Genomic DNA, 24,767 nt, shown 5'->3' on the forward strand with positions numbered 1-24,767 from the left:
CTATCTCGCGGCCAGCCGGGGATCGACCAATCGGTGGATCAGGTCGGTCAGGAGGTTCACGGCGATCACCAGGATCGACATCACAAGGAACAGCCCCAACAGAACCGGGTAATCCCGTGTGGTCACCGCATCGAAGGTCAGCCGACCAAGGCCGGGCCAGGAAAACACCGTTTCGACCACCACCGCGCCACCCACCAGCGCACCGATCTGAAGGCCGGCAAAGGTGATCACCGGCAGGGCGGCGTTGCGCAACATGTGGCCGCGCAGAATGGCCCCCTCGGTAAGCCCCTTGGCGCGGGCGGTTTTTACATGGTCCTCACCGGCCACCTCGATCAGCGACGATCGCATCAGGCGCGTGTATACCGCCATGTAGATCGCCGACAGCGTGACCGCCGGCATCAGCAGGTGCTTGGCCACATCCCAGGCATATTGCAGCGTGCCAAAGCCGGCCGCACGCATGTCGCTATAGCCATAGGCCGGCAGCCATTCGAGCTGGATCGAGAACACCAGCACCAGCATCAGACCCAGCCAGAACACCGGCGTCGCGTAAAGCAGCAATGCCACCATCGAAATCGCGATGTCCGACCATCGTCCGTGCCGCAGTCCGGCCAGCGCGCCAAAGGTCACGCCACCGATCAACGACATAAAGAACGCCGAAAGGGTCAGCAGCAAGGTTGGCCCGAGACGTTCCGCGATCAGGTCTGCCACCGCGCGACGCTGTCGGAAGGAATAGCCCAGGTCGAAGGTGACCACTTTGCCGAGATACGTGCCAAGCTGCACGAGGTAGGGTTTGTCGAGCCCGTATTCCGCGCGGGTCTGGGCGATGAACTGCTCGTCCGTGGCACCTGACTGACCCGCGATCACCGTCGCGGGATCACCCGGCGCCGCCCGCACCAGTACGAAATTGATCGTTGCGATGACGAGGATCGCGAACACGATCCCCGCCACGCGCGACAGGAGATGTCGCAGCACTTCCATCAGCCCCAGCGCGCTTCGCCAAAGTTGCCGTTCACCCCGGTCGCCCCGGTGATCAGGTTCTGAAGACCGCTGGCATAGAGGGTTGGATAGTGTTGTTCAGTCAGCCAAAGCACCGGTACTTCATCGGTCAGGATTTTCTGCACCTCGCTGTAAAGCTGCTGGCGCTCGTCTTCCGAGGTGGAAATGGCCGCCCGGGCAAAAAGGTCGTCGACCTTCGGGTTCTCGTAGCCTTCAGTGTTGGAGAACAACACGCCTTTTCGGATGTTCGAACTGATATAGGTGCGCGCCACTCCAAGCGCCGGGTCACCAAACTGGTAAAGCATGTTGGTGGTGACATCGTAGTCCCAATTACCAACCGAGGTGCCCCAGCCCGCGACATCGGTGGACACCAGATTCACCTCGATCCCGGCCGACTGCATGGTCTGCCGGAAATACTCGGCCGTTCGCGTCCAGACTTCGCCATAGGGCGAGACCAGGAAGTTGATCGTTGTACGGATGCCGTTGGCGTCCGGTGTCAGGCCCATGTCGTCGAGCAGCGCGATCGCCGCATCGACATCGTAGGGATAGGTCGTGACGTTCGGATCGTGGAACTTGGTGGTCGAAGCGATGGGCCCGATCGCGGGGCGGGCCAGGCCGAACATGATCCGGTCGACCACAAAATCGCGGTCGATGAGATGCATCATCGCCTTGCGGAAGCGCACGTCGTTGAACGGTTCGCGGCGCAGGTTGATATCGTACCACATCACCGGGCTGAAGAATTCATACCCCTTCGTCGTCAGTTCAAGCTCTGGCATCGCTGCGAGGCGCTGAACGTCAAAGGTTTCGATGTCGCCCCATTGTGCGACCTGGGCCTGACCGGTTTCCATCGCCACAGAGCGCGAGGCGGCGTCCGGGATGATCTGGTAGTAAATTTCGGAAAGGCCCGGCTGGCCCGGCATGTAGTAATCTTCATTGGCGGTCAGGTGAATGTGACTGCCCCGCACCCATTCGACAAATTTGAACGGGCCGGTCCCGATCGGAGTGTCGTTGGCCGGGTTATTTCTGAAATCCGTGCCTTCATAGATATGGGCGGGAACGATCGGTGCCGACGAGCTTTCGAAGGCAAGAAGAAAGGGTGCGAAAGGCGACTTGAGTGTGAAGACCACGGTCTGCGGGTCTGGCGCTTCGATGCTTTCGCAGCGTTCAAAGGTGGTGCGGGCACGGGGATGAACCTCGCGCAGGAAGACGTCGCACGAGAACACCACATCGGCGGCGCTGAACGGTGCGCCATCGTGCCATTTCACATCGTCCTGAAGAGTAAATGTATAGGTCAGCCCGTCTTCGGAAACCGTCCAGCTTTTTGCAAGCTGTGGCTGAGGATTCAGCTCGAAATCATAGGTCAGCAGGCTTTCGTACATCTTGCCACCAACCACGCCGGTCGGCGTCTGCTGGTTCAGCGCCAGGTTCAAGAGCGGCGGTTCGGGCTGGATGATCGCGGTCAGCCCACCATTCGACCCCTGCGCATAGGCGACGCCATCACCGAACAGTCGGACGGCTGACAGCGCCGCGCCAGATGCAAGAAGCTTGGTGAAGTCACGTCTCTTCATAGGAATACCCTCTCTGTTGGCGGCCCGCTGGCCGCATCATTTCTCGGGCTCTGGTGGCCCCGATGAATTCTGATGCTACGCGACGAACACCGAGACATCGTCGCGATAAGGACAAGTAATGCTTCCGCCGGGTCTTGCGGCAAGCGCACCAAGTACAACTGGCCTAAACGCGATGCTTCTGTGCCCAGAGCCGATAATGGGCCGCCCGTTGACTGCGCACTGTCCACCGGGATCCGGCCTGCGGCCGATCCATGGCTCGCAATAAATGACAAAGGACAGCCAGATGCGCGTTGCATTGATCAACCAAGGTCCCCGGCTCGATTTTCTAGATACGCGCCTGCAAGAGGTGTTGCCCGCTGCCGAGCTGGTGCATTGGCCTGATCCGGGCGCGATGGAGGCCGAGATCGCGGTCTGTTGGAACCCCGAGCACGGAACGCTTGCGCGGATGCGCAAGCTGCGGCTGGTTCATTCCATCGGGGCCGGAGTGGACAACCTGATGGCCGATCCCGGCCTGCCGGACGTGCCGGTCTGTCGTATTCGCGACGACGACCTAGCAGTGGCGATGGCGGAATATTGTCATTGGTCGGTGCTGTGGTTCCAGCGCGGTTTTGACCGCATCGTTGCCCAACAAGCAGCGCGCCGCTGGGATCGTTTTGCACAACGTCCGGCCGCGGATTGCCGGGTCGGCATTCTGGGGCTGGGCAGCATTGGGCAGGTGGTGGCGAGACGTCTTGCCGATCTGGGCTATCCTGTCAGCGGCTGGTCGCGTGGCGCAAAGAGCATTCCCGGCATCACCTGTCTGCACGGAACGCAGGGCCTGCAGGCGGTGCTGGAAAACGCCGATGTGCTGATCTGCTTGCTGCCTCTCACGCCATCGACCCGCGGCCTGCTCGACCAAGCGCGGCTGTCGCAGCTGCCCAGGGGCGCCGGCCTGGTCCTGTGCTCGCGCGGAGAGCATCTTGTCGCGCCCGACCTGCTTGCCCTGATCGCGCAGGGACAGCTCGCCGGCGCCGTCCTGGATGTCTTCGAGCAAGAGCCGCTGCCGGCAGATCATCCGCTATGGGCCGAACCGCGCGTTCTTGTCACGCCGCACATGGCTGCGCTGACCAAACCCCGCCGCATTGCCGAGCAGATTGCCGAAAATATCCGGCGGCTGGATGCCCGGCTGCCATTGCTGAACCTGGTCGACCGGACGAATGGCTACTGACTGGGACGGATGTCACGACCAGCACCTTCGGCGGCGAATGCCACAGCAGTGGTGAACTACGCGCGTGAGGGCGAAAGGGCAGCATGGCTCGACGCGGCCAGAGCCAGTTTTCCACGCCTGTTCACTGTTATGCCCGTCCTCTTCGACTAAAGGGCCATCTGTATTTTGGCGCGCTGTGGGGCGGTTTTGAAACCGGCTGTAGATTCCCAACTGCGAAGACCGGCGGCGGCCGACAGCGGATACCGTCGGAGCAAGGGGGAGAGAGCGCGAGTTCGGGAAATCCGAAGTCTAAAGCCCGGCCGATGCGCCCAAGGCCATGACCGCAGCCGCAGCGACCGGATCGACGACGCGGATACCGATCTCTTGCTCAAGCGCCCTGCGGCGGGGCGAAAAGCCCGCGCAGCCCAATACAATCGCGCCGGCACCCAGGTCGCGCAGTCGGGCGCCGACTTCCAGCGTCTGTTGAAACACCTCCTCGCTTTGGCCCGCGTCTTCGGCCGACACGTTGTCCAGCGGCAGTTCCGCAGCCATGCGCGCTTCCACTCCCATTTGGCGGATGCGCAGGCGATGCCGTGCAACCGAGGCCGGGCCGAGCGCGACGATGCCAAACAAATCCGCCTGTGCCATGGCGCTTAGAATGCCGGCTTCTTGAATACCGATGACGGGCTGGCGCACCAATGTCCGGCACAGATCAACGCCTGGATCGGAAAAACAGGCAACCACGAAGGCCGACGCATCGGGGCGCGATTGCACAATGGCTGCCACGTTCAACGCGGCTTCGGCGCTGTCTTTCATGGTTGAAATGGTGGCGGGGCCATGCGCAATTCCGATGCACTCGAACTCCGGCCCATCCATGCATCGAAACGGCGCAACGCTGCGCGCGATTTCCTCGGTTACCTTCACCGAGGAGTTTGGGTTGATGATGACAATCGGCCCTGTGCGTGCCTTGCTATCGCTCATATCTGGGCTCCGAAATTCTGCGCCGGGTCGCGCTCTTTGGCAAGGTAGCCGTCACCTAGCAACCTCATCGGCGCACGGGGAACGAATTTGCCTTGCCCTTCCTTGGCGATGAGGCGGCCTTTGTGTGTAATCAAAGCGCCACGGGTCATCACCGTTTCCGGCAGGCCGGTCAATTCCAAGCCTTCGAACGGGGTGTAGTCCATGTTGTCATGCTGATCTTGCAGGCTCATGACCCGTGTCGCCTCCGGGTCCCAGATCGCAATATCGGCATCCATGCCTGGTGCGAGGCTGCCTTTGTCGGTCATTCCGAAGGTGCGCGCGGCATTGGTGGAAGACAGGCTGACGAATTGCTGCAGGCTGATCCGGCCCTTCACGACCCCTTCGGAGAACAGGTAGGGCAGCCGCGCGGCGATACCGGGCATGCCATTGCTGATCTGCGGGTAGGGAATATCCCGGCCCTTGATGAATTTGCCGGTTTCGTCATAGCGATACGGCGCGTGATCCGAACTGACCGAGGTGAAAGTTCCGGATTTAACATGCTGCCACAGCGCCGCTTGCGTCGCTGCGTCCCTTAGCGGTGGCGAACAGACGAACTTCGCGCCCTCCATCCCCGGCCGGTCCAAATCATCGCGCGTGAAGGCCAGATATTGCGGGCAGGTTTCGGCAAAGAGCCGTGTTCCCGCGAGGATTTCGCGCTGAACAATCGCAGCGCCGCCCGCCGTGGACACGTGCACGATGAACAGGGGCGCATCCACCAGTTTCGCCAACGAGATGGCACGGTTGATCGCCTCTTCCTCGGCAAGCTCGGGGCGGGAAATCGCATGGTATTTCGGCGCAACCAGCCCGGCCCGGGCAAGCCGGCCATTCATCCATTTCACCATGTCGTTGTTTTCGGCATGGACCATGGTGATCGCCCCATGATCGCGCGCAACACTCAGGATATCGAGCATACCGCCGTCGCCGATGTTCATCATGTCATAGGTCATGAACACTTTGAACGAAGTGATCCCGCGTGCAAATGCGCGCGGCAACTGGTCCTGCAAAACCGCTTCGCTCGGGTCGGTGATAATCAGGTGGTAGCTGTAGTCGATCACCGAGCGCGCGGCGCGGGCGTCATAGGTGGCAATCACATCATCTACGGATTGCCCGCGATGCTGCGCCGCGAAGGGAATGAACGACGAGTTTCCGCCGAAAGCGGCCGCTACCGAACCGGACAGGTAGTCATCCGCGCCCATCACACCCGAAGAGCTTTCCTGCGCGATATGGGCGTGGGCCTCGATTCCGCCCGGCATGACCAACCGGCCGCCAGCATCAATGCGCGCATCCCCGCCGCTCAGGTTCTCGGCAACCGCAACGATCCGGCCGTCGCGGATACCGATATCGCCCCTGGCAACGTCGCTGCTCGTGACCAGAGTGCCACCGTGAATCACCGTGTCGAATTGCATTATGGCGCTCCTTGCTGGGGGTCAGTCTGTGTTGCGATTCCGGCGCAGGTCGCGGGCATCGAGATGGGCATACCATTTCGTCATCACGTTTGCGGCGCGATCCGAAAACGGTTTGAACGGAACCCGCTGGAAGGGCAGATCGTCAAACGCGGTGTCGCTATCGCGCTCTTTCAGGATCTTGCGCGCCAGTTTCATGCCGAAATACACGCTGCGCGTCACGCCCGACCCGCAATAGCCCCCGGCCAGCCAAACGCCATCCACAAAGCCCAGATGGGGGCTGTGGTCGGGAGTATAGGCGACGTTGCCAGACCAGACATGGCTTAGGCGCACATCGCTTAGCTGTGGAAAAACCCGCGTAATGGACTTCGTGAAGGCCTTGCGTTGCGCCTCCAAGGCGCCTCCGGGGTTTCCGATCCGGCCACCAAAGATGAACCTGCGCCCGTCCGGAGTGGGGCGGAACCACATGAATACACGTCCAGACTCGCCGAACATGCGCTTTTGGGGCGTCAGGTTCTCCATCAATTGCGGCGACAGTTCCTCGCTGGCGACGGCGGCGGTACGGATCGACACGATACGCCGATGCAGCGCCGGGGTGCGCCCGTCCGAATAGGCGTTTGTTGCGACCACGACCTCTTTCGCGGTGACCGTGCCTTGCGGCGTTTGCAACATGGTTGTCGCGCCTTCGCGGCGCATGGCGGACACCGGACAATGCGGCACGATTTGCACCTCGGCGGCCCGCACGGCCTGTGCCAATTCAACCACCAGTTTGCGTGGGTGTATCCCGCCATCGCGCTGATAGACCGCGCCGCCATGGTAAAACGTGCTGCCGATCTCCCGATGCTGCTCTGCGCGCGGCAACATCGCCACTGGCAGCCCGAGATTGCGCGACAGCCAATCCGTTTCGCGCCCCATAGCATCGTAATCGGCCAGCGTGCGCGCGCCGCGAAACCGGCCCCGCATTTGCAGATCACACTCCAGCCCGTTCCCGGCGACAAATTCCTCGAAATAATCAAGCGCATGAATACCTTCACGCATGATCGCCAATGTCTTGGCCTCGCCGTATCGTGCAATCAGGCCAGCTGATCCAAGCTTGTGAAAGCTGGGCCCGACCATGCCGCCATTGCGAGAGGAACACCCGGATCCGATACCGCCGGCATCGAACACGACAACGTGGCGGCCGGCCCGCGCAAGATGCAGCGCGACGCTCAGGCCTGTATACCCGGCTCCGATGATCGCGATGTCCACCCGATCAGGGGCTTTCTCTGGCCGGTTCTCGGCCGGATCGCTCGCTTGCCAATATATCTGCTCAGCAGACAAGGCCTTAGTCCCTTAACGTCCAACTGTCGCGGTGCTGCGCCGTGGGGAACCGCGCTTGCAAGCCCAACTCTTCGATCCGTGCGATGCTGGCCTCGAACAGGCTGCGCATGACCGGAATCCCTTCTGGTGCCAGGGCGACGTCGCGCAGTATTTCGGCCCGGCCGGCATAGGCATCGACCAGCGCGCGCAGGTCCTCGACCGCCGTGCCTTCGGACATGTCGATGCGAAGGTCCATCGCATCGATCCCGTGCTCGCCGGTCACGCGTACGGCCGCGGATTTCAACGGCCCGACGATCTCACCGCCCGCGTCGCGCCCGGCTTCCAGCGCCTGCATCAGTCGCTCGCCCAGCGGCAGGTTCGGGTCACGGGCAAAGGCCTCGGCCATATGCCGTGTCACGGTCTCGTTTGCCAGGATGTTGCCAAGAGCGAGGCAGTCCGTCTCGATGCTGTGGGTATAGATCGAATACATGCGCCGCCCGTGATAGGCCGACGCGCGGCCCTTTGCATCAAGCGCTCCGATCTGGCGCCATTCGATATCCTTGGTCGAATTGCACACCTCGGTGACGGTGTCCTGGGCGTTTTTCCCCTCGGCGAGCAAAGAGATCCCAAGATCGCCCAAACGGCTATCGGTACGGTGTTGGGACAGCACAGCCCCCTTGCCGTGCAGCAAACGCACGCAGCGCCCGCCAACGGCAAGATCAGATGTTGTAATTGCCGCGCCAAATGCGCCAGTGCGCACGCAACGACCTATGATCGAGAAAGTCATGTTCGTTTCCCTTGATGTCTAGCGGGGATCGGTTGCCGGCAAAGGCACATCCCGTTCTTCGGCGCCAAAACGCTGCCACATGGCGTCGGTCGCTTGTTGGGCCTCGATGACCGCAGCGCGTTCGTCTATCGTGGTCAGAACGCCGTCCCGCATCAAAAACCGACCGTTTACCATCGTGTCCGTCACCGTGCCGGGGTGACCGTAATGCACAATGTTCGACACCAGCGAAACGCGAGGGTTCAAGGCGGGGGCATATAGGTTGAACATCGCCAGATCGGCCTTTTGTCCCACCGCGATGCTGCCAATGTCGGGCCGGTCCAGCGCCTTGGCGGCGTTCAGCGTGGCATAGTTGAACACCTGCCCCGGTGTCGGCGTGACCGATCGCTGATAGGCGCCGCGATGCAAGGTCAGCCCCAGTTTCATCGCGTGGAACATGTCCTCGGTCATGTTGTCGGTGCCCAGAACGATCTTGACGCCGTGATCGAGAATGGCGCGCATTGGCAAGGGGTGCGGCCCCTTGGCCGACATCGACGACGGGCAATGCCCCAGCCACGTGCCGGTTTCCGCCAGTCGCGCCACATCGCTTTCGTTGCAGAACGTCCAATGCACCGCGATCAGGTCATCGCCGAGGAAATCATTCTGGTCGAGATACTCGGTCGAGGTGCAGCCATGCAGCGCCTCGACCTGTTCTTTCTCGCTGATGATCTGGCTCAGATGCACGGTGCGGCGCAAACCGTGCTTGCGCGCCAGATCCTTCAATTGCCCGAGCATCCAGGGGCTGCAATTGTCGGGCGCATGGGCAGAGATCATGACGCGCACGCGGTCATCCTCGGCACCGTGAAACCGCTCGATCAGGGCTTCGGTGCGGTCAAGGAAGGTCTGCCCGAACGCCCGGTCAAAGCGATAGGTCCCGCTGCCCACCTCGGTTGTGACCGCATCGGCGCAGCTTTCCGCGAGCCAGAGCCGCAGGCCACTGTCGATCATCGCCGGCGCGTAATCTGCCACGTGGCGCAGCGGATCGACCAGCGTCGTCGTGCCCGACCGAATTGCCTCGGCACAGGCCAGACGCGCAATTGCTGCGCGTTCACCCGGTTCCAGCAGGTAGGAGGCAGGTACCATATACTGGTAAACAAGATTGCCTTCGATATCCTCGACCGTGCCACGCAGCACCAACAGAACCGAATGGGTATGGGCGTTGATCAGCCCTGGCGACACCAGCTTATCGGACATATCGAGCGGTTCGAAGGCCTCGAACTCGCTGCCATCAAGCGTTGCAGGCAAAGCGACGATGCGGCTGCCCTCGATGGCGATATGGCCGCGCCGCACCTGGGGCAACCCGCTATCATGGCTGATATAGGTCGCGTTTTTCAGAAGCAGACGGGTCATGATCTCCGCAGAACTCCAATGCCCGTGGCGATGAGCGTCAGGGCGATCAGCAGGGTCGCGACGGCGGCGATCGTGGGGTCGATATTGTCTTGAATGCCTTCCCAGATCATCTTGGGCAGGGTCTGCACATTGCGCACGGTAATGAACAATACTCCCACAATCTCATCGAAGCTGACGATGAATGCAAAGATGAACCCCGAGGCGATACCTGGCCGGGCGGCAGGCACGACCACCGCCCAAACCGTTTGCATGACCGAGGCCCCAAGGCTCCGCGCGGCCCGTGGAAGGTTGCGGTCCAGATTGCTCAGCGCCGCAAAGACGGAGATCGACACATAGGGCAGCGCCAGCAACGTATGTGCCAGGATGACGCCGAAATGTGTATCGATCAGACCAAGCGTGACCCAAAACCGGTAGAACCCCAGCGACTGCACCACCGGCGGCACGAGGATTGGCGTGATCAGGATCCAGCGCGCGATCATCGCCGCCCGGTCCGAAAGGAACCAGCATCCGATGGCGAAGGCTGTGCCCAGAACCGAGGCGCAGGTCGCAACCACCAGCCCGACCCAGACACTTGTCCACGTAGCGCGCAACCATTCGGGATCGGAGAAGTAGTTGGTGTAGTGTTGAAGCGACAACGACTCTTTCGGCAGGCCGATGTAGCTCGTATCAGTGAACGAAATCGGCAGTACGACGAGGATCGGCAAGACCAGAAACGCAATTACCAACCACGCGCCTGTCTGAAAGAAGATCCGGAAAGCAGAGCTTTGCATCACTTACGCTCCAATAGGGTGGCTCGCAGGTTCACGAACCGTGCCGAGACCAGGAGGACGAGGGCGGTCGCGACGAGCAGTGCAACCGACAGGGCCGAGCCCAATCCCCAGTTCAGGAATTCCTGAATTTGGTAGGTGATGTATTCGGAAATCATCAGGACACGCCCACCGCCCAGCAACGCGGGTGTCACGAAGAAGCCCAGTGAAAGCACGAAGACCAGCAGCGCGCCGGAGAGCACGCCAGGCAAGGTCTGGGGGAAATACACCTGCCGGAAACTGGTCCATTCGCTGGCCCCGAGGCTGCGCGCGGCTTGGACATAAATTCCCGAGATGCCCCGCATATTCGTCAGCATGGGCAACACTGCAAAAGGCAGCATCACGTGGATCATCGCGATCAGCACACCCAGTTCGTTGTGCATCAGGCGGAGCGGCCTTTCGATCAGTTCGGCATTGATCAGCGCGTCATTCACGAGACCCGAACGGCCGAGCAGGACGATCCAGCTGAACGACCGGATAAGCACCGAAACCCAGAACGGCAAGATCACCAGCGCCACCATAAGGGGGGTCAGGCGCGTGGCGAAATTGCTGATCGCATAGGCCACGATATAGCCCAGGATCAGGCACCCCAAGGTGGTAATGGCGGCGACGCGGAAGGTGATGACGAAACTGGTCTTCACCGCGTTGGAACCAGCCATCTTGACGAAGTTGTCAACCCCGGCTTGCGGCTCGGTAAAGGCGATCTCCCAGATGCCCAGCACGGGCAGAATGTAGAAGATCACCATGATCGACAATGCCGGCAGAACCAGCATCCAGTAGCTGGTCTTCTCGTTGACCCCTGGCATTCCGCCCCCTGTTGGTTTTGAAACTTCAATGGGTTAGCGGGCCCACCACCTGGCGGGCCCGCCTTGAACCGGGATCAGTTGATCAGCGCGTCCACGTACATTTCTTCGGCAGAAACTTGGTTCTTCGCGTACCATTCATCGTTGTAGATGATCTGCGTCGCCAGGTTCTCGGGGCTCGACGGATTATAAGGCGCGAGCTCGGCCGGAACCAACTCTGCCGCAGCCGGGTTGATCGGGCCGGAACCGATTTTTTCGAGCCATTCCACTTGCAGTTCCGGCTTCTGGCCGTGCGCGATGAACTTCATCACCTCGTCCTTACCCGCCGGGTTGCCCTTGGGCACGACCCAGATACCCGGTGCGATCACGCCGCCGTTGAAGCTGACATTGAAACTGCCGGGTTCCATCTGATCCTTCAGAAGGTGCGCACGGGTCGACCAGATATTGCCAATCGCCACCTCTTCCTGAAGGAACAGGTTCTGGCTGTCGCTGCCCGATCCCCAGACGATGATGTTCTCGCGCAACTCGCGGAACTTGGCGATTGAGGCCTTGATGCCGTCTTCGGTGCTCAAAGCGTCATAGACTTCTGCCAGTGGCACGCCGAGGGCTTGGGTTGCGCTTTCAAGCTGACCGCGCACCGATTTACGGAAGGTCCGCATGCCCGGGAAATCCTTGACGTTCCAGACATCTTCCCACGTCTGCGGGATATTGCCGCCAAGCATCTTGGGGTTTGTGGCTAGCACGTAGGAATAGACGTAGTTGCCGACACCATTGTTATAGGCGGTGCCTTCCAGAACCTTGGATTTGTCGACGATGCTGTAATCGATCGCTTCGGTCATGCCCTGCTGTTCGAGGATGATCGCAGAGCCGGCGCCGCTGTCGCACAAATCCCAGACCACCGCGCCGCTTTCGACCATGGCGCGGATCTTGCCCGCCGACGGGCCGGAGCCGTCAACCGTCACCTTGATCCCGGTTTCGGCGGTATAGGTGTCGCACAGCACTTCCTGCAGAACGTCTTTGGCGGCTCCACCCCAGTTCACGACGATGATTTCCGAGGTCGCGGCCATTGCGCGCTGGCCGAATGCGGGCAGAACGCCCAGAGCGCCCATCGCGGCGATGAAACCGCGCCGGGTCAGGCGGCCTTGCTTGTAACGCTCGACCGCAACTTCGGCGATATCGCGCTTGGCTTCAAAATCAGTGGTGTCAGTCATGTACGTTCTCCTTGTCATGGGGTGGGGTGACCTTTTCTTCTTCCGGTCACTCTTGGTTAAGCGGGGCCAGCACGACGGGCGCGTCTGCATCCCAGCCGATGCTGACCTCTAGTCCGGGGGTGGGGATGATGTCGGTTTTCCAAGTGGGGCGTGAGATCAAAAACTCTTCGCCACTCTTGCGCGTCACCATCACCTGGCAACGTTCGCCAAGATAGCTTACCTGCTTGACCGTCGCCGGAACGAACTCTTCGCCGGGCAAACCCAGGCGCAACCGCTCAGGTCGAAGCGCAAGGGTGATCGTCTCACCCTGACGGCAGGGCTCTTGCGTTGTCAGATCGAAAACCGCGCCCTCCGACTCGCATTGGCAGGAGGTGCCGCTTGCGGACAGGACAGCCGCTTCCAGAAAGTTGGACTTGCCCAGAAAGTCGGCCACAAACCGGTTGCGCGGCTGGTCATAGAGCGCATTGGGGCCGCCCTCCTGCTGGATCGCCCCATCTTTGAGGATGACGATCCGGTCAGACATGGACAGCGCCTCATCCTGGTCGTGGGTGACGTAAATGAAGGTCACGCCCAGTTTCTGATGCAGGTCTTTCAGCTCCCACTGCAAATCGGCGCGCAACTTCTTGTCGAGCGCCGACAAGGGTTCGTCCAGCAACAGAATTTGCGGGTCAAACGACATCGCCCGCGCCAGCGCGATGCGCTGCTGCTGTCCGCCGGACAACTGGCTTGGCATCCGGTCGGCAAAGGCGCTCATTTGCACCATCTCCAGTGCCTCGCCGACGCGCTTCTTGATCTCGGCGGCAGGGCGTTTGCGAATTTTGAGCGGGAAGCCGACATTCTCGCGCACGGTCATGGTGGGAAACAGCGCATAGCCCTGGAACACCATGCCGAAATCGCGATGCTCGGGCGGTTTGCCCGTGATGTCGGTGGAGCGCAGCGCCAGCCGTCCCTCATCCAGGGTAATAAAGCCCGCAATCGCACTCAGCAGCGTGGTCTTGCCCGAACCGGACGGCCCCAGAAGGGTCAGGAACTCGCCCTCGGCAACATCCAGATTCACCCCATCGAGGGCGTTGACGGAGCCATATCGCTTTACCGCGTTCTTGATGGAAAGGATCGGTTCATTCATCAGACAGGATCACCCGCTTTGCTCTCGTCGGTGGCGGCGAAACTGCCGCTTGGCTCCGAGCAGGTGAGCATGGCGGGAGTACATATTGAAATAAAAAATACACCCTCGTCTATATCTTCAAATTATAGCCTGGCCGCGTCCACGGCCTCTCCGGAGCCCGACTCATCATGCGACTTCAGGTAGTCCGCCAGGAAATGCTGAAACTGCATTGTCAGGTTGGTGGTGGGGAACATGTTCGACGTAAGTCCATATAATTTCAAAGGCAATGACGGTTTCGTCGGCCGTACGGCTATGTCGCCCCCGTTGGATCCGATCACCGCAAAGCTATCAACCAGGGCGACCCCCAACCCATTCCGCACCATCTCCAATGCGGTTGCAGTGTGGCGCACTTCGCAGAAATAACGCCGCTCCAATCCGCGCTCGGAAAACATCGCATCGATCATCTGCCCTAATGGTGTGCGGGATGCGTAAGAAATGTGCGAAACGTGATTGAGGCTCGAGATCGAAACAACCTCCTGCAACGCCAAGACATGATCGGCCGAGCAGACACACATAAGCTGCCCGTTGGCGATTTCCCGAACAGAAACAGCGGAATGGCGCGGCGGCGTGATCGAAAGCCCCAAGTCGACCCGGCCGCTGCCCAGCTTGCGGATGATCTCGTCCTGGCTGCCCAGTTCGATTGAAAGCTGTAGCTTCGGGCGGGCCTTGATGAATTGTCCCAGAACCCGCGGCAGAACCCCATGTCCAACCGATGGAGTGGCGATGATGCTCAGCCGTCCAATCGTGCCACCACGCAATTCGTCGATGATGTTGGCAATCCGGTTTTGCTGCATAAACAAGTGCTGCGCCTCCTGCGCAATATGCAGCGCCTCCTTCGTCGGTGTCAGACGGCCGTGCTCGCGCATGAACAACGGGAAGCCGATCAGATCTTCAGTATGTCGGATCATGTTGCTGATCGCCGGCTGACTGACAGAGAGCAATTCAGCGGCGCGGGCAGTGGTTCCCACCTCGATCACGGTGGACAGTACTTCGAGTTGGCGCGCGCTGATCATTCTATAACTCCCGATTATTCCAGTAGGCCCATTTTTTATTTCATACTGATGCACTCACTGGCTAGCAAGGAGGCAACGCACTAGTTCTGGAGGGTCGAATGAGCAGGAAAGAGGTGTTTGCCGTTGCGCAAATGGGGCCGGTACATCTGGCCGATACGCGGCAGCAGGTTGTCAGCCGCCTGATCGAAATGCTGCGTGAGGCACATGCCAGAGGCGCTGGCTGGGTCACCTTTCCGGAACTGGCGCTGACCACGTTTTTCCCCCGCTATGTCTATGACTCCCCAGAAGAATATGATGTGTTCTTCGAAACAGGTCTGCCCTCTCCCGCGATGGTGCCGCTGTTTGAAACGGCCAAGGATCTCGGCGTTGGCTTTTACCTCGGCTATGCGGAAAAGATCACCGAAGACGGCGTAACCCACCGCTTCAATACCTCGGTTTTGGTCGGTCCAGATGGCAGCATCCTGGGCAAATATCGCAAAATCCATTTGCCTGGCACCAAAGACCCGATTGGGGATCTGGAATTCGAACATCTCGAAAAGCGCTATTTCGAAGTCGGCGATTTAGGGTTTCCCACCTTCGCCACGCCCTCGGGGCGATTTGGCATGTGCATCTGCAACGACCGACGTTGGCCGGAAACCTTCCGCGTTATGGCGCTGCGCGGGGCGGAGGTGTTTATGCTCGGCTACAACACTCCGACGCGGAACATCCACCACCCCGAACCGGCCCATCTGCGCGACTTCCACAACCGGCTCAGCCTGGAATCCGCCGCCTATCAAAACGGCGCCTGGGTCATGGCCGCCGCGAAATGCGGCGCAGAAGACGGCTTTGCGATGATCGGCGGGTCTGCCATCATCGCCCCGACCGGTGAAACCGTGGCGCGCGCGGCTTCCGAGGATGACGAGGTCATCACCCACAATTGCGATTTGGACTTTGGCGCCTATATCCGCCGGTCGGTCTTCGACTTTGCCCGCCACCGCCGAATCGAACATTACGGCCCGATTACTGAACAAACCGGCGTGGAGATTCCCTCGTGACCTTTTCACTCGCGGGACGCGATCCGCAAACTCGAGAAATCGGGTTTGCGGTCGCGACTTCTTCGGTCTGCGTCGGTGGACGGGTTGGCGCGCTCACCGAAGGCTGCGTTGTGTTTTCACAATGCCGAACCGATCCGCGTCTGCACCGCCCCGGACTGCGTTGTTGGGAAGAAAGCCAGGACGCGACGGCTGCGATGGAAGCGATGCAGCAGGCTGCAACCGCCCTGCATTGGCGTCAACTCGGTGTCTTCCCCGCCACCGGTGCAGGTTTGCACTTCACCGGCAGCTCATGTCTCGGCGTGGCGGGCGGTTTAATCGGCGAGAACAGCCTGGCGTTGGGAAATTTTCTGGGCTCGGAAGATGTGTTGCCCGCGATGGTCAACGGTTTCGAGACTGCCAAAGGCAGCCTTGCAAATCGGCTCGTCGCAGGGATGCTGGCCGGGCAAGCCGCAGGCGGGGAGCGCGATCCACTACAATCGGCATCCATGGCGGTTCTTGGCGATGCGGGTCTGAAGGATGTCGATCTGCGGATCGATGATTCCAGCACCCCTTTGGAAGATCTGAGCCGCATGCTGGCAGAATGGCTCCCAAAGGCCGCTGCGTACCGCGTGCGCGCGCTCGATCCCGACGCGGCACCCTCTTCCTCCAGCATCGAACACGGCTGACCCCAAGTCGCGGATCAGGGCGGCGTTGCAGGATCTCCTCCAGAGCCACGCCATCCAAATCGATCGCCCGCCAGAGCCGCAAGGACCGGCCGGCGATTTTCTCCTGTACTTCATCCAGATGCCGGACATCGCCGGGCAAAGCACAAAACGTTGGCGGCTGTGGTGACCACGCGGTCAACAAGGCCCGCAAACTGGGGTGGGTTGCTGGCATCAGCCCACGCCAGCAACCACCGGCAGATCAGACGGAAACATCCAGTTCGGCGCGGACGATTTCGCTCCAGAATTTCACGCCGACGGGGATCACGTCGTCGTTGAAGTTGTATTTCGGGGTATGGACCATGTGCACCGAACCATCCGGTGCGGCGCCGTTGCCGATCCACGAGAAGGTGCCGGGTACGACTCGCATCATCTCCGAGAAATCCTCGCCCCCGGTGGATTGCGGGATATCCGAGATCACGTTGGCGTCGCCCACCGTGGCCGCGGCGGCGGCGGCGGCCACTGCGGTCTGTTCAAGCTCGTTGGTCACGCCATGGGTCTTGTGCCAATAGCTGACCTCGGCCTTGCAGCCCTGCATCGCGGCGCAGGCCTCGGCGATCTCGGTAATGCGGCGTTTGACGGTCTCGTTGATCTCGGGCTTGAAGGTCCGGGCGATGCCGGCCACCAGGAATTCCGCCGGCATCACGTTGGGCGAGGTGACGACACCGGACGAGACATGTCCCACCGAGATCACCGCGGTATCCGCCGACGGGATGTTGCGGCTGATGACGCTGTGCACCATCGCCAGGAAATTGCCTCCGGCCACCGTCACGTCGGTGGCCTTGTAGGCCCAGCCGCCGCCATGGCCGCCGGTGCCGACAAACTTGACCTGCCACCACGACCCCGAGGCCAGCAACGGGCCGGGGCGACAGCCGATCTTGCCGACCGGCATGCCGGGCCGGTTGTGCAGGCCGTAGACCGCATCGCAGGGGTATTTCTCGAACAGGCCGTCCTCGACCATTTTGCGGGCCCCGCCACAGCCTTCCTCGCCCGGTTGGAAGATCAGCACGACGGTGCCGGCAAAGTCGCGGGTTTCTGCCAGGTAGCGCGCCGCACCCAGCAGCATCGTGGTGTGGCCGTCATGGCCGCAGGCATGCATGATGCCATCGTTCCGCGAGGCATAGTCGACGCCGGTTTCCTCGATGATCGGCAGGGCATCCAGATCGGCACGCAGGCCGATGGTCTTCTGCCCCGGCCGCTTGCCGCGAATGATGCCGACGACGCCGGTTCCGGCCATGCCGACATCGGTTTCGATCCCCCATTCCTGCAACTTGTCTGCGACAAGTTTCGAGGTGCGATACTCTTTCAGGCCGAGCTCGGGATGGGCGTGGATATCGCGGCGAATGGCGACCAGTTCGTCGAGGTAAGGCGCGATATGCTGTGCCGCGTCGGGGCTGCTTGCGGTCATGTCAATTCCTTCATTGCTTGGCTGAAACGCGAGATATCCTCGCGCGAATTGTAGAAGAACGGCGAGGCGCGCAGATATTCGCCCTTGGCGGCGACGTGGATGCCGCGCCGGTCCAGCGCCTGTTTCAGCGCGTCGGCGTTGCCCACGCGCATGGTGGCCACCCCGGCACGTGCGCCGGGCGGGGCCACCAGCGGCAGGCCGATCGCCTCCATTTCGTCGGCGAGGCATTGCACCAGGTGGGCGGTGCGCGCATGCACCAAGTCCCATCCGATGGTGCCACCCATGATCTCTATTGCGCATTCAAGGGCATAGAGGCTGGAATAGTTCAGGTGGGCGTATTCATAGCTTTGATCGGCCAGGCGGTTGCGATAGCCGCGCACACCCGGATGCATCTGCGCCCGCGCTGTGGGTCGCAGCACCGCGATGCCGACGCCGAAGCCGGACAGCAACCATTTGAATGTGCCCGAGACGTAAACATCGACCTGCCCCAGATCGGCAGGCGTCGCCCCCAGTGCGTGGATGCCATCGACCACAAACAAGGTGCCATTGGCGCGGCAGGCCCGCCCGATCCGGTCAAGATCGATTCGGGTGCCGCGCACGGAGTGTACATGCGAGGCCGTCAGCACGCGGGTGCGGGGGGTCAGGGCGGCGATCAGCGCCTCGGTACGCTCGGCCTCGTCCGCCACATGGAAAGGGCGCAGGGCTGCGCCCGCGCGAACGGCGCTTTGCCAAGCCTGGGTGATCGAGGCGAAGTCGTCTTCGGCAAAGGCAACCTCGTCGCCGGGGTGCCAGGTCAGGCTTTGGCTGACCGTGTTCAGCGCCTCGGTGGTGCCGGACAGGAACTCGATCTCGGTGGCGGGCACGCCCAGCAAAAGCGCCAGGGTCGCGCGGAGGTGGTTGGCCCGATCCAACCAATGATCCATCAGGCGATAGCCGATCCGCGACGGGTCGGCGCATTCGTAGAAGCTGGCCACGCGACGGCCCTGACCACAAGGCGACACTCCACCACTGCCGGTATCCAGATAGCAGCAGCCGGACAGGGCCGGAAACAAGTCGCGACAGACGTCAGGCGCGTCGTCCGCAAACGCTGGATTCCCTGTAATCCCTTCTATAGTCATTTGTTTTCTTGGCCCTGCGAAAGCGGAGGCATTGTGCCGTGTCACTTTTCTCAGCATTTCGCGCGAAGCTTGGACGCGTCAAGTCAATATGTATTTAAATATGAAAAAAGCTCCAATATTGCTTGACTTGCATATCTTATGCTGCCGTTCTGGGCGCCAGGTCAGACACAAAGGACCGTTTCCAAGCAGCTGGAGGGTGACATGAAAGAACGCGAAATTCGGGGCCTGATCGAACAGGTCCGATCTGGAGAAATAAGCCGTCGGAGCTTTGTCCGCGGCATGATGTCGGTCGGTCTGACCGCGCCGATGGCGGGCATGATGCTGGCCCATAGCGGTGTCGCCCATGCGCAGCCGACGAGCGGCTACAAACCCACGCAGGCGGGTGGCGGCGGCACGCTGAAGGTGCTGCAATGGCAATCCGCGACCATGCTGAACCCGCATCTCGCGGTGGGGCTGGCTGACCAGCATTCCTCGTCGGCGTTTTACGAGCCGCTGGCCAGCTGGGATGAGGATGGCAATCTGGTGCCGATCCTTGCCGCCGAGGTGCCGACGCTGGAAAACGGCGGTCTGTCCGAAGACGGGCTGACGGTGACCTGGAAGGTGAAGCAGGGCGTGACCTGGCACGATGGCGCGCCGTTCACGGTCGATGACTGCCTGTTCACCGCCGAGTTCCTGGCCGATCCCGAGGTCTCGGCCAGCACGATCAAAAGTTACCAGGGTCTGACCTTCGAACGGCTGGACGATTTCAGCTTCCGCCTGACGTTCCCCAAGCCCACACCGTTCTGGGCCGACCCGTTTGTCGGTATCGCCGGCGCCATCCTGCCCAAGCACCTGTTCTCGGAATACAAAGGCGTCGCCGCGCGCGAGGCACCGATGAATATGAAGCCCATCGGCACCGGCCCCTATATCGTCCGCGAATTTGTGCCCGGCGACCTGGTTCTGGCCGATGCCAACCCGAACTATCACGAACCCAACCGCCCCTATTTCGACGCGCTTGAAATCAAGGGCGGCGGCGACGCGGTCTCGGCGGCGCGGGCGGTGTTGCAGACCGGCGATTATGATTTCACTTGGAATCTGTCGATCGGCGACGACATCCTGACCAGCCTGTCCGAGGGTGGCGCCGGCGAACCGGTGATCGTGGCCAGCGCGCTGATCGAGTTCATCTCGCTCAACCACACCGACCCGCGCACCGAGGTCGACGGCGAATATTCCAGCGTGGCAACCGAACACCCGGCCTTCAAGGACAAGGCGGTGCGGCAGGCGCTGTCCTACCTGGTGGATCGCAAGTCGATCGGCGATTTCATCTATGGTCAGGCCGGGGTTGAAACCGGCAACTTTCTCGTCGGCCCGCCTCGGTATGTTTCCGAGAACACCAACTGGGAGTTCAACATCCAGAAGGCCATCGACACGCTGGAGGCGGCCGGTTGGTCTGCTGGCGCCGGCGGCGTGCGCGAGAAGGACGGCGTGAAGCTTAGCTTCCTCTACCAGACCTCGACCAACCCGCAACGGCAGAAGACCCAGGCGGTCGTCAAGCAAGCCTGCGCCGAGGCCGGGATCGAGCTGGAGCTGAAGGCCATCGCCGGATCGATCTATTTCTCCTCGGACCCGGGCAATCCGGACACCTTTACCCGCTTTATGGCGGATATGGAGGAATATGCCTCACCCATGCAGCAGCCCGACCCGGGCAACCTGATGTACAACTATCACTCGTCGCAGGTGCCGACAAAGGCCAACAATTATCTGCTGCGCAACGTGCCGCGTTATCGGAACCCGGAGTATGACGCGCTGTGGGAACAGTCGGCGGTCGAACTGGACCCGGTCAAGCGGGCCGAGCAGCTGATCGCACTGAACGATTTGCTGGTGGGTGACGTGGCCGTGGTGCCAGTGGTTGCGCGGCAGTTCGTGGCCGGCAAGAACCTGGCACTGGTCGCTCCGACCACCGCCTGGGCCGGGTTCCTGTCGCTGGTCAAGGACTGGTATATTGATGCCTGACCAAGGGCATTCCCTGTTGCGCGGTGCTTGGATCGGGCCATGACGCGTTTCCTGCTAAGGCGTCTGGCCACCGCCGCCATCAGCATTCTGGGTGTCAGCATCGTGATCTTCACGGTGCTTGCACTCGCGCCTGGTGATGTCTTCAACGAGATGGCGTCGAATGCCGCCATCCCGCCCGAGGTGATCGAGTCCCTACGCGAGCAATACGGGCTGAATGACCCGGTCTTGCAGCGCTATTTCAGCTGGCTGATCGCGATGTTGCGTGGCGACTGGGGTTTCTCGTTCATCAGCCGGGTCGATGTCAGCACGCTGGTCCTGCAAAGGCTTCCGGCGACACTGCTGGTGGTGGGGCTGGCGCAGATCCTGGCGCTGGCCATCGCGCTGCCCGCCGGCACCTATTCGGCGATGCGACCCTATACCCTGTTCGACCAGGTGGTCAGCACCTTGACCTTTGTGGGCTTTTCGCTGCCGACCTTCTTTTCGGGCATGCTGTTCATCCTGCTGTTCAGCGTGACGCTGGGCTGGCTGCCGTTCATCTATCGGTCCGATCTCGAGGCCACGGGGCTTGCGTGGGTCTGGGCGCAGTTTCGACAGTCAATCATGCCGATCACCGTGCTGGCATTGTTCCAGGCGGCCTCCTGGACGCGCTATGTCCGCTCGGCGGTGCTGGACGTGATCCAGCTGGATTACGTCACCACGGCGCGGTCCAAGGGACTGCCGGACCGGGTGATCGTGGTCAAGCATGTGCTGCGCAATGCGCTGATCCCGGTCGTAACCATGGTCGCGCTGGAAATTCCAATCGTCTTCGGGGGCGCCATCGTGACCGAGCAGATCTTTCGGATCCCCGGCATCGGCTCGCTGCTGATCTCGTCGATCATGGCGAATGACACCCCGGTCATCATGGCCATCGCCTTCGTTCTGTCGGTTCTGGTGATCCTGTTCAACCTGGTCGCCGACCTTCTTTACCGCCTGCTGGACCCGAGGATTGCCACCCGATGAGCAGCACAGAATCCCTGTCTTCCGCGAAACGCGCGGTGCGCACCACCCCCGCAGCCGAAGCTTGGCGGCGGTTCCGGCGCCACCGGTTGGCCGTGGTCGGACTGGTGCTGCTGTCCTCGATCGTTTTGGCGGTGATCATCGGCCCTTTCCTGTGGACCACCCGGTTCAACGAGATCGATTTCTTCGCCACGATGAAGGGCCCGTCGCTCGCGCATCCCTTCGGCACCGACGACCTCGGGCAGGACATCTTGGCCGGGGTTCTTTATGGCGGGCGGATCTCTCTTGCGGTCGGTATCGCGGCAATGCTGGTGGCGCTGACGCTGGGCACGCTGATCGGCGCCATCGCCGGCATGTCGCGCGGGCCGGTGGACACGGTCTTGATGTGGGTGACCGACCTGTTCCTGTCGCTGCCGAACCTGCCGGTGCTGCTGCTGATCATCTACCTGTTCCGCGACTCGCTGACCGCGGCAATCGGGCCCGAGCTTGGGGTTTTTGTGCTGGTGGTGGTCGTCGTCGGCGGCTTCCGCTGGATGCCGGTGGCGCGTCTGGTACGGGCGCAGTTCATGACCATCCGCGAACGGGAGTTCGTCGAGGCCGCGCGCGCGCTCGGCGCCTCGGTGCCGCGACAGGTGGGGCGGCACATCCTGCCCAATGCCCTGGGGCCGGTGATCGTGGCCGGGACGATCTCGATCGCCGAGGCGATCATCGCGGAATCGACGCTGTCCTTCCTCGGCCTCGGCTTTCCGCCGGACACCCCCACATGGGGCCGGATCCTGTTCGATGCCAAGGACTATCTCAGTCTGGCGCCGCACTGGGCGGTGTTCCCCGGCATCGCCATCTTCGTATCGGTGCTGTCGATCAACTTCATCGGCGACGGGTTGCGCGATGCGCTGGACCCGCGAAAGGTGCGCTGACCATGTCTTCCCCCTTGTTGGAAATCCGCGGGCTGCGAACCGAGTTCGCCACCGATCAGGGCACCGTCGCCTCGGTCGAGGATGTGTCGATCACCGTCAACACCGGCGAAACCGTGGCGCTGGTGGGCGAGTCAGGCAGCGGCAAGACCGTCACCGCGCATTCGATTCTGCAACTGATCCCGATGCCTCCCGGCCGCATCGCCGCCGGACAGATCCTGTGGAAAGGGACCGACCTGGTGGGGCTGAAGAAGGCCCAGTTGAACAGGGTTCGCGCCAAGGAAATCGCCGTGGTGTTCCAGGAGCCGATGACCTCGCTCAACCCGGTCTATTCGGTCGGTGAGCAGATCGCGGAATCGGTGCGCTTGCATGATCGCCTGTCACGCAGCGGCGCGCGCAAGCGGGCCATCGAGATGCTGGAGATGGTGCGCATACCCAATGCCGCGCGGCGGGTGGATGATTACCCGCATCAATTCTCGGGCGGGATGCGACAGCGGGTGATGATCGCCATGGCGCTGGCCTGCAACCCGCAGCTTCTGATCGCGGATGAACCGACGACGGCGTTGGACGTGACCATCCAGGCGCAGATCCTCGACCTCTTGCAGGACATCAAGGAACAGATGGGGATGGCGGTTCTGCTGATCACCCATGACATGGGCGTGGTTGCCGAGACCGCGCAGAAGGTTGTGGTGATGTATGCGGGCCGGGTGGTCGAAGAGGCCACGGTGGAGCAACTATTCGATCATCCGCGCCACCCCTATACGCAGGGGCTGATCCGCTCGATCCCGCAGATCTACAAGCCGGGTGAGCGCAAGAAACGGCTAACAACCTTGCCGGGCGTCGTGCCGTCGCCGCTGAACCCGCCGCCGGGCTGCCGCTTTGCGCCGCGCTGCCCGGTCAGCAGCGACGCCTGCCGCACTTCACCTCCGGCGCTCGTCGAAGGCCCGGCGGGCCACAAGGTGGCCTGCATCCATCAACCCGAGGAGACCGCCGCATGACGCCGCCCCTTCTGCAAGCAAGCAACCTTCGCAAAACCTTTCCGGTAAAGGGCGGGGCGCGTGGCCAGGTGATCCATGCGGTGGATGGGGTCAGCTTTGACATCGCCAAGGGCGAGACGTTCGGTGTCGTCGGCGAATCCGGCTGCGGCAAATCCACCACCGGGCGCTGCATCCTGCGGTTGATCGAACCGACCGACGGCCAGGTCACCTTCGAGGGGCGCGACGTCATCGCCATGGACAAAGCCGACCTGCAAGCCATGCGGCGCGAAATGCAGATCATCTTCCAGGATCCTTTCGCCTCGCTCAATCCGCGGATGACGGTTGGCGCGATCATCGGCGAGGCATTGCAGATCCACGGGTTGGCCGGCAAAGCAAAGCAGCAACGCGAAAGGGTCGCGCACCTGCTGGACGTGGTGGGGCTGAATGGCGACCATATGCAGCGTTTTCCACACGAGTTCTCGGGGGGGCAGCGACAGCGCATCGGCATCGCCCGCGCCCTGGCGGTTGAGCCCAAGTTGGTGATTTGTGATGAACCGGTTTCAGCGCTGGACGTGTCGATTCAGGCGCAGGTGGTGAACCTGCTGGAAGATCTGCAGGAAGAATTCGGCCTGACCTATATGTTCATCGCGCACGATCTGTCGGTGGTACAACATATCTCAACCCGCGTGGCGGTGATGTATCTTGGCCGGGTGGTCGAGATCGCCTCGACCGATCAGCTGTATTCCGACCCACGGCACCCCTATACCGAGACGCTTCTCGAAGCGATCCCGCGGCCTGACCCGCGCCGCAGGCGCAAGCGGGTGCAGGTGGCGGGGGACTTGCCGAACCCGATCGATCCGCCAACGGGCTGCCATTTCCACACCCGCTGCCCGATCCGCAAACTGCCGCTCTGCGCAACCAGCCGGCCCGAGCTGAAGACCGGTCCCGATGGCCGCGCGGTAGCCTGCCACTTGCGCGGCTAGG

The 24,767-nt window shown here is 61.7% G+C and carries 22 protein-coding genes; 8 read left to right on the forward strand and 14 right to left on the reverse strand.

The window, feature by feature from the left end:
* Positions 1–978: an ABC transporter permease gene (locus CVM52_RS00980; protein ID WP_100160857.1), complete on the reverse strand. Its 978-nt coding sequence runs from the start codon at positions 976–978 to the stop codon at positions 1–3.
* Entirely contained in the window at positions 978–2,564 is a 1,587-nt protein-coding gene (locus CVM52_RS00985; RefSeq protein ID WP_100160858.1) for an ABC transporter substrate-binding protein, read from the reverse strand. The genes CVM52_RS00980 and CVM52_RS00985 overlap by 1 nt, the downstream gene beginning before the upstream one ends.
* 496 nt (positions 2,565–3,060) lie before the next feature.
* On the opposite strand from CVM52_RS00985, the gene CVM52_RS00990 reads away from it, so the two are divergent.
* Positions 3,061–3,771: a 2-hydroxyacid dehydrogenase gene (locus CVM52_RS00990; protein ID WP_205964841.1), complete on the forward strand. Its 711-nt coding sequence runs from the start codon at positions 3,061–3,063 to the stop codon at positions 3,769–3,771.
* A 288-nt stretch (positions 3,772–4,059) separates the two neighbouring features.
* Here the strand turns inward: CVM52_RS00990 and CVM52_RS00995 are convergent, their stop codons facing one another.
* The 10 genes from CVM52_RS00995 to CVM52_RS01040 form a co-directional block, all read right to left on the reverse strand.
* Entirely contained in the window at positions 4,060–4,731 is a 672-nt protein-coding gene (locus CVM52_RS00995; RefSeq protein ID WP_100160860.1) for an aspartate/glutamate racemase family protein, read from the reverse strand.
* Positions 4,728–6,176, reverse strand: a complete 1,449-nt coding sequence (gene hydA, locus CVM52_RS01000) for a dihydropyrimidinase (RefSeq protein ID WP_100160861.1) — start codon at positions 6,174–6,176, stop codon at positions 4,728–4,730. Before hydA ends, CVM52_RS00995 begins: the two co-directional genes overlap by 4 nt.
* Positions 6,177–6,197: 21 nt before the next feature.
* Entirely contained in the window at positions 6,198–7,421 is a 1,224-nt protein-coding gene (locus CVM52_RS01005) for an NAD(P)/FAD-dependent oxidoreductase (RefSeq protein ID WP_172720877.1), read from the reverse strand.
* A gap of 76 nt (positions 7,422–7,497) precedes the next feature.
* Complete coding sequence (locus CVM52_RS01010; RefSeq protein ID WP_100160863.1) at positions 7,498–8,259, reverse strand: DUF1028 domain-containing protein; 762 nt, start codon at positions 8,257–8,259, stop codon at positions 7,498–7,500.
* Positions 8,260–8,277: 18 nt separating this feature from the next.
* The gene (locus CVM52_RS01015) at positions 8,278–9,645 is read right to left on the reverse strand and encodes an amidohydrolase family protein (RefSeq protein ID WP_100160864.1); all 1,368 of its coding nucleotides are present in this window, start codon (positions 9,643–9,645) and stop codon (positions 8,278–8,280) included.
* Positions 9,642–10,415 carry an ABC transporter permease gene (locus CVM52_RS01020; RefSeq protein ID WP_100160865.1) on the reverse strand — a complete coding sequence of 258 codons (774 nt, stop codon included), beginning with the start codon at positions 10,413–10,415 and terminating at the stop codon, positions 9,642–9,644. The genes CVM52_RS01015 and CVM52_RS01020 overlap by 4 nt, the downstream gene beginning before the upstream one ends.
* Positions 10,415–11,257 (reverse strand): ABC transporter permease, encoded by an 843-nt coding sequence (locus CVM52_RS01025; protein ID WP_100160866.1) that lies wholly within the window; start codon positions 11,255–11,257, stop codon positions 10,415–10,417. The genes CVM52_RS01020 and CVM52_RS01025 overlap by 1 nt, the downstream gene beginning before the upstream one ends.
* 74 nt (positions 11,258–11,331) lie before the next feature.
* On the reverse strand, positions 11,332–12,555 hold the full coding sequence (locus CVM52_RS01030) for an ABC transporter substrate-binding protein (RefSeq protein WP_100160867.1): 1,224 nt from the start codon (positions 12,553–12,555) through the stop codon (positions 11,332–11,334).
* Positions 12,512–13,591: an ABC transporter ATP-binding protein gene (locus CVM52_RS01035; protein ID WP_100160868.1), complete on the reverse strand. Its 1,080-nt coding sequence runs from the start codon at positions 13,589–13,591 to the stop codon at positions 12,512–12,514. Before CVM52_RS01035 ends, CVM52_RS01030 begins: the two co-directional genes overlap by 44 nt.
* A 122-nt stretch (positions 13,592–13,713) precedes the next feature.
* Positions 13,714–14,643, reverse strand: coding sequence for a LysR family transcriptional regulator (locus CVM52_RS01040; protein WP_100160869.1), 930 nt, complete (start codon positions 14,641–14,643; stop codon positions 13,714–13,716).
* Positions 14,644–14,741: 98 nt separating this feature from the next.
* Between CVM52_RS01040 and CVM52_RS01045 the strand changes: the two genes are divergently transcribed.
* Both CVM52_RS01045 and CVM52_RS01050 read left to right on the forward strand, forming a co-directional pair.
* Positions 14,742–15,677, forward strand: a complete 936-nt coding sequence (locus tag CVM52_RS01045) for an N-carbamoyl-D-amino-acid hydrolase (RefSeq protein WP_205964842.1) — start codon at positions 14,742–14,744, stop codon at positions 15,675–15,677.
* Positions 15,674–16,342 (forward strand): DUF1028 domain-containing protein, encoded by a 669-nt coding sequence (locus CVM52_RS01050; RefSeq protein WP_100160871.1) that lies wholly within the window; start codon positions 15,674–15,676, stop codon positions 16,340–16,342. The genes CVM52_RS01045 and CVM52_RS01050 overlap by 4 nt, the downstream gene beginning before the upstream one ends.
* A gap of 238 nt (positions 16,343–16,580) precedes the next feature.
* Here the strand turns inward: CVM52_RS01050 and CVM52_RS01060 are convergent, their stop codons facing one another.
* Together CVM52_RS01060 and CVM52_RS01065 are read right to left on the reverse strand one after the other, a co-directional pair.
* Positions 16,581–17,786 (reverse strand): amidohydrolase, encoded by a 1,206-nt coding sequence (locus CVM52_RS01060; RefSeq protein ID WP_100160872.1) that lies wholly within the window; start codon positions 17,784–17,786, stop codon positions 16,581–16,583.
* Positions 17,783–18,760 (reverse strand): aminotransferase class V-fold PLP-dependent enzyme, encoded by a 978-nt coding sequence (locus CVM52_RS01065; protein WP_172720878.1) that lies wholly within the window; start codon positions 18,758–18,760, stop codon positions 17,783–17,785. The genes CVM52_RS01060 and CVM52_RS01065 overlap by 4 nt, the downstream gene beginning before the upstream one ends.
* A 345-nt stretch (positions 18,761–19,105) precedes the next feature.
* Between CVM52_RS01065 and CVM52_RS01070 the strand changes: the two genes are divergently transcribed.
* Genes CVM52_RS01070 through CVM52_RS01090 form a run of 5 tightly spaced genes read left to right on the forward strand, consistent with a single transcriptional unit; the run spans position 19,106 to position 24,766 of the window.
* Positions 19,106–20,896 (forward strand): peptide ABC transporter substrate-binding protein, encoded by a 1,791-nt coding sequence (locus CVM52_RS01070; RefSeq protein ID WP_172720879.1) that lies wholly within the window; start codon positions 19,106–19,108, stop codon positions 20,894–20,896.
* 39 nt (positions 20,897–20,935) lie between these two features.
* On the forward strand, positions 20,936–21,895 hold the full coding sequence (locus tag CVM52_RS01075) for an ABC transporter permease (RefSeq protein WP_100160875.1): 960 nt from the start codon (positions 20,936–20,938) through the stop codon (positions 21,893–21,895).
* On the forward strand, positions 21,892–22,809 hold the full coding sequence (locus CVM52_RS01080; RefSeq protein ID WP_100160876.1) for an ABC transporter permease: 918 nt from the start codon (positions 21,892–21,894) through the stop codon (positions 22,807–22,809). The genes CVM52_RS01075 and CVM52_RS01080 overlap by 4 nt, the downstream gene beginning before the upstream one ends.
* 2 nt (positions 22,810–22,811) lie before the next feature.
* Positions 22,812–23,804, forward strand: a complete 993-nt coding sequence (locus tag CVM52_RS01085) for an ABC transporter ATP-binding protein (protein WP_100160877.1) — start codon at positions 22,812–22,814, stop codon at positions 23,802–23,804.
* Positions 23,801–24,766: an ABC transporter ATP-binding protein gene (locus CVM52_RS01090; RefSeq protein WP_100160878.1), complete on the forward strand. Its 966-nt coding sequence runs from the start codon at positions 23,801–23,803 to the stop codon at positions 24,764–24,766. Before CVM52_RS01085 ends, CVM52_RS01090 begins: the two co-directional genes overlap by 4 nt.
* The last annotated feature ends 1 nt before the right edge of the window (position 24,767 follow it).

Origin of the sequence: Pseudooceanicola lipolyticus, assembly GCF_002786325.1 — a bacterium.
Taxonomy (GTDB): Bacteria; Pseudomonadota; Alphaproteobacteria; order Rhodobacterales; family Rhodobacteraceae; genus Pseudooceanicola_C; species Pseudooceanicola_C lipolyticus.

What these genes read in the sequence shown, in the direction of transcription:
- CVM52_RS00995 (WP_100160860.1), bottom strand. Translation starts at nt 4,731, where the DNA reads ATGAGCGATAGCAAGGCACGCACAGGGCCGATTGTCATCATCAACCCA.
- CVM52_RS01045 (WP_205964842.1), top strand. Translation starts at nt 14,742, where the DNA reads ATGAGCAGGAAAGAGGTGTTTGCCGTTGCGCAAATGGGGCCGGTACAT.
- CVM52_RS01070 (WP_172720879.1), top strand. Translation starts at nt 19,106, where the DNA reads ATGAAAGAACGCGAAATTCGGGGCCTGATCGAACAGGTCCGATCTGGA.
- CVM52_RS01085 (WP_100160877.1), top strand. Translation starts at nt 22,812, where the DNA reads ATGTCTTCCCCCTTGTTGGAAATCCGCGGGCTGCGAACCGAGTTCGCC.
- CVM52_RS01040 (WP_100160869.1), bottom strand. Translation starts at nt 14,643, where the DNA reads ATGATCAGCGCGCGCCAACTCGAAGTACTGTCCACCGTGATCGAGGTG.
- CVM52_RS01080 (WP_100160876.1), top strand. Translation starts at nt 21,892, where the DNA reads ATGAGCAGCACAGAATCCCTGTCTTCCGCGAAACGCGCGGTGCGCACC.
- CVM52_RS00990 (WP_205964841.1), top strand. Translation starts at nt 3,061, where the DNA reads ATGGCCGATCCCGGCCTGCCGGACGTGCCGGTCTGTCGTATTCGCGAC.
- CVM52_RS00985 (WP_100160858.1), bottom strand. Translation starts at nt 2,564, where the DNA reads ATGAAGAGACGTGACTTCACCAAGCTTCTTGCATCTGGCGCGGCGCTG.
- CVM52_RS01090 (WP_100160878.1), top strand. Translation starts at nt 23,801, where the DNA reads ATGACGCCGCCCCTTCTGCAAGCAAGCAACCTTCGCAAAACCTTTCCG.
- CVM52_RS01060 (WP_100160872.1), bottom strand. Translation starts at nt 17,786, where the DNA reads ATGACCGCAAGCAGCCCCGACGCGGCACAGCATATCGCGCCTTACCTC.
- CVM52_RS01035 (WP_100160868.1), bottom strand. Translation starts at nt 13,591, where the DNA reads ATGAATGAACCGATCCTTTCCATCAAGAACGCGGTAAAGCGATATGGC.
- CVM52_RS01015 (WP_100160864.1), bottom strand. Translation starts at nt 9,645, where the DNA reads ATGACCCGTCTGCTTCTGAAAAACGCGACCTATATCAGCCATGATAGC.
- CVM52_RS01030 (WP_100160867.1), bottom strand. Translation starts at nt 12,555, where the DNA reads ATGCAGACGCGCCCGTCGTGCTGGCCCCGCTTAACCAAGAGTGACCGG.
- hydA (WP_100160861.1), bottom strand. Translation starts at nt 6,176, where the DNA reads ATGCAATTCGACACGGTGATTCACGGTGGCACTCTGGTCACGAGCAGC.
- CVM52_RS00980 (WP_100160857.1), bottom strand. Translation starts at nt 978, where the DNA reads ATGGAAGTGCTGCGACATCTCCTGTCGCGCGTGGCGGGGATCGTGTTC.
- CVM52_RS01025 (WP_100160866.1), bottom strand. Translation starts at nt 11,257, where the DNA reads ATGCCAGGGGTCAACGAGAAGACCAGCTACTGGATGCTGGTTCTGCCG.
- CVM52_RS01010 (WP_100160863.1), bottom strand. Translation starts at nt 8,259, where the DNA reads ATGACTTTCTCGATCATAGGTCGTTGCGTGCGCACTGGCGCATTTGGC.
- CVM52_RS01020 (WP_100160865.1), bottom strand. Translation starts at nt 10,415, where the DNA reads ATGCAAAGCTCTGCTTTCCGGATCTTCTTTCAGACAGGCGCGTGGTTG.
- CVM52_RS01075 (WP_100160875.1), top strand. Translation starts at nt 20,936, where the DNA reads ATGACGCGTTTCCTGCTAAGGCGTCTGGCCACCGCCGCCATCAGCATT.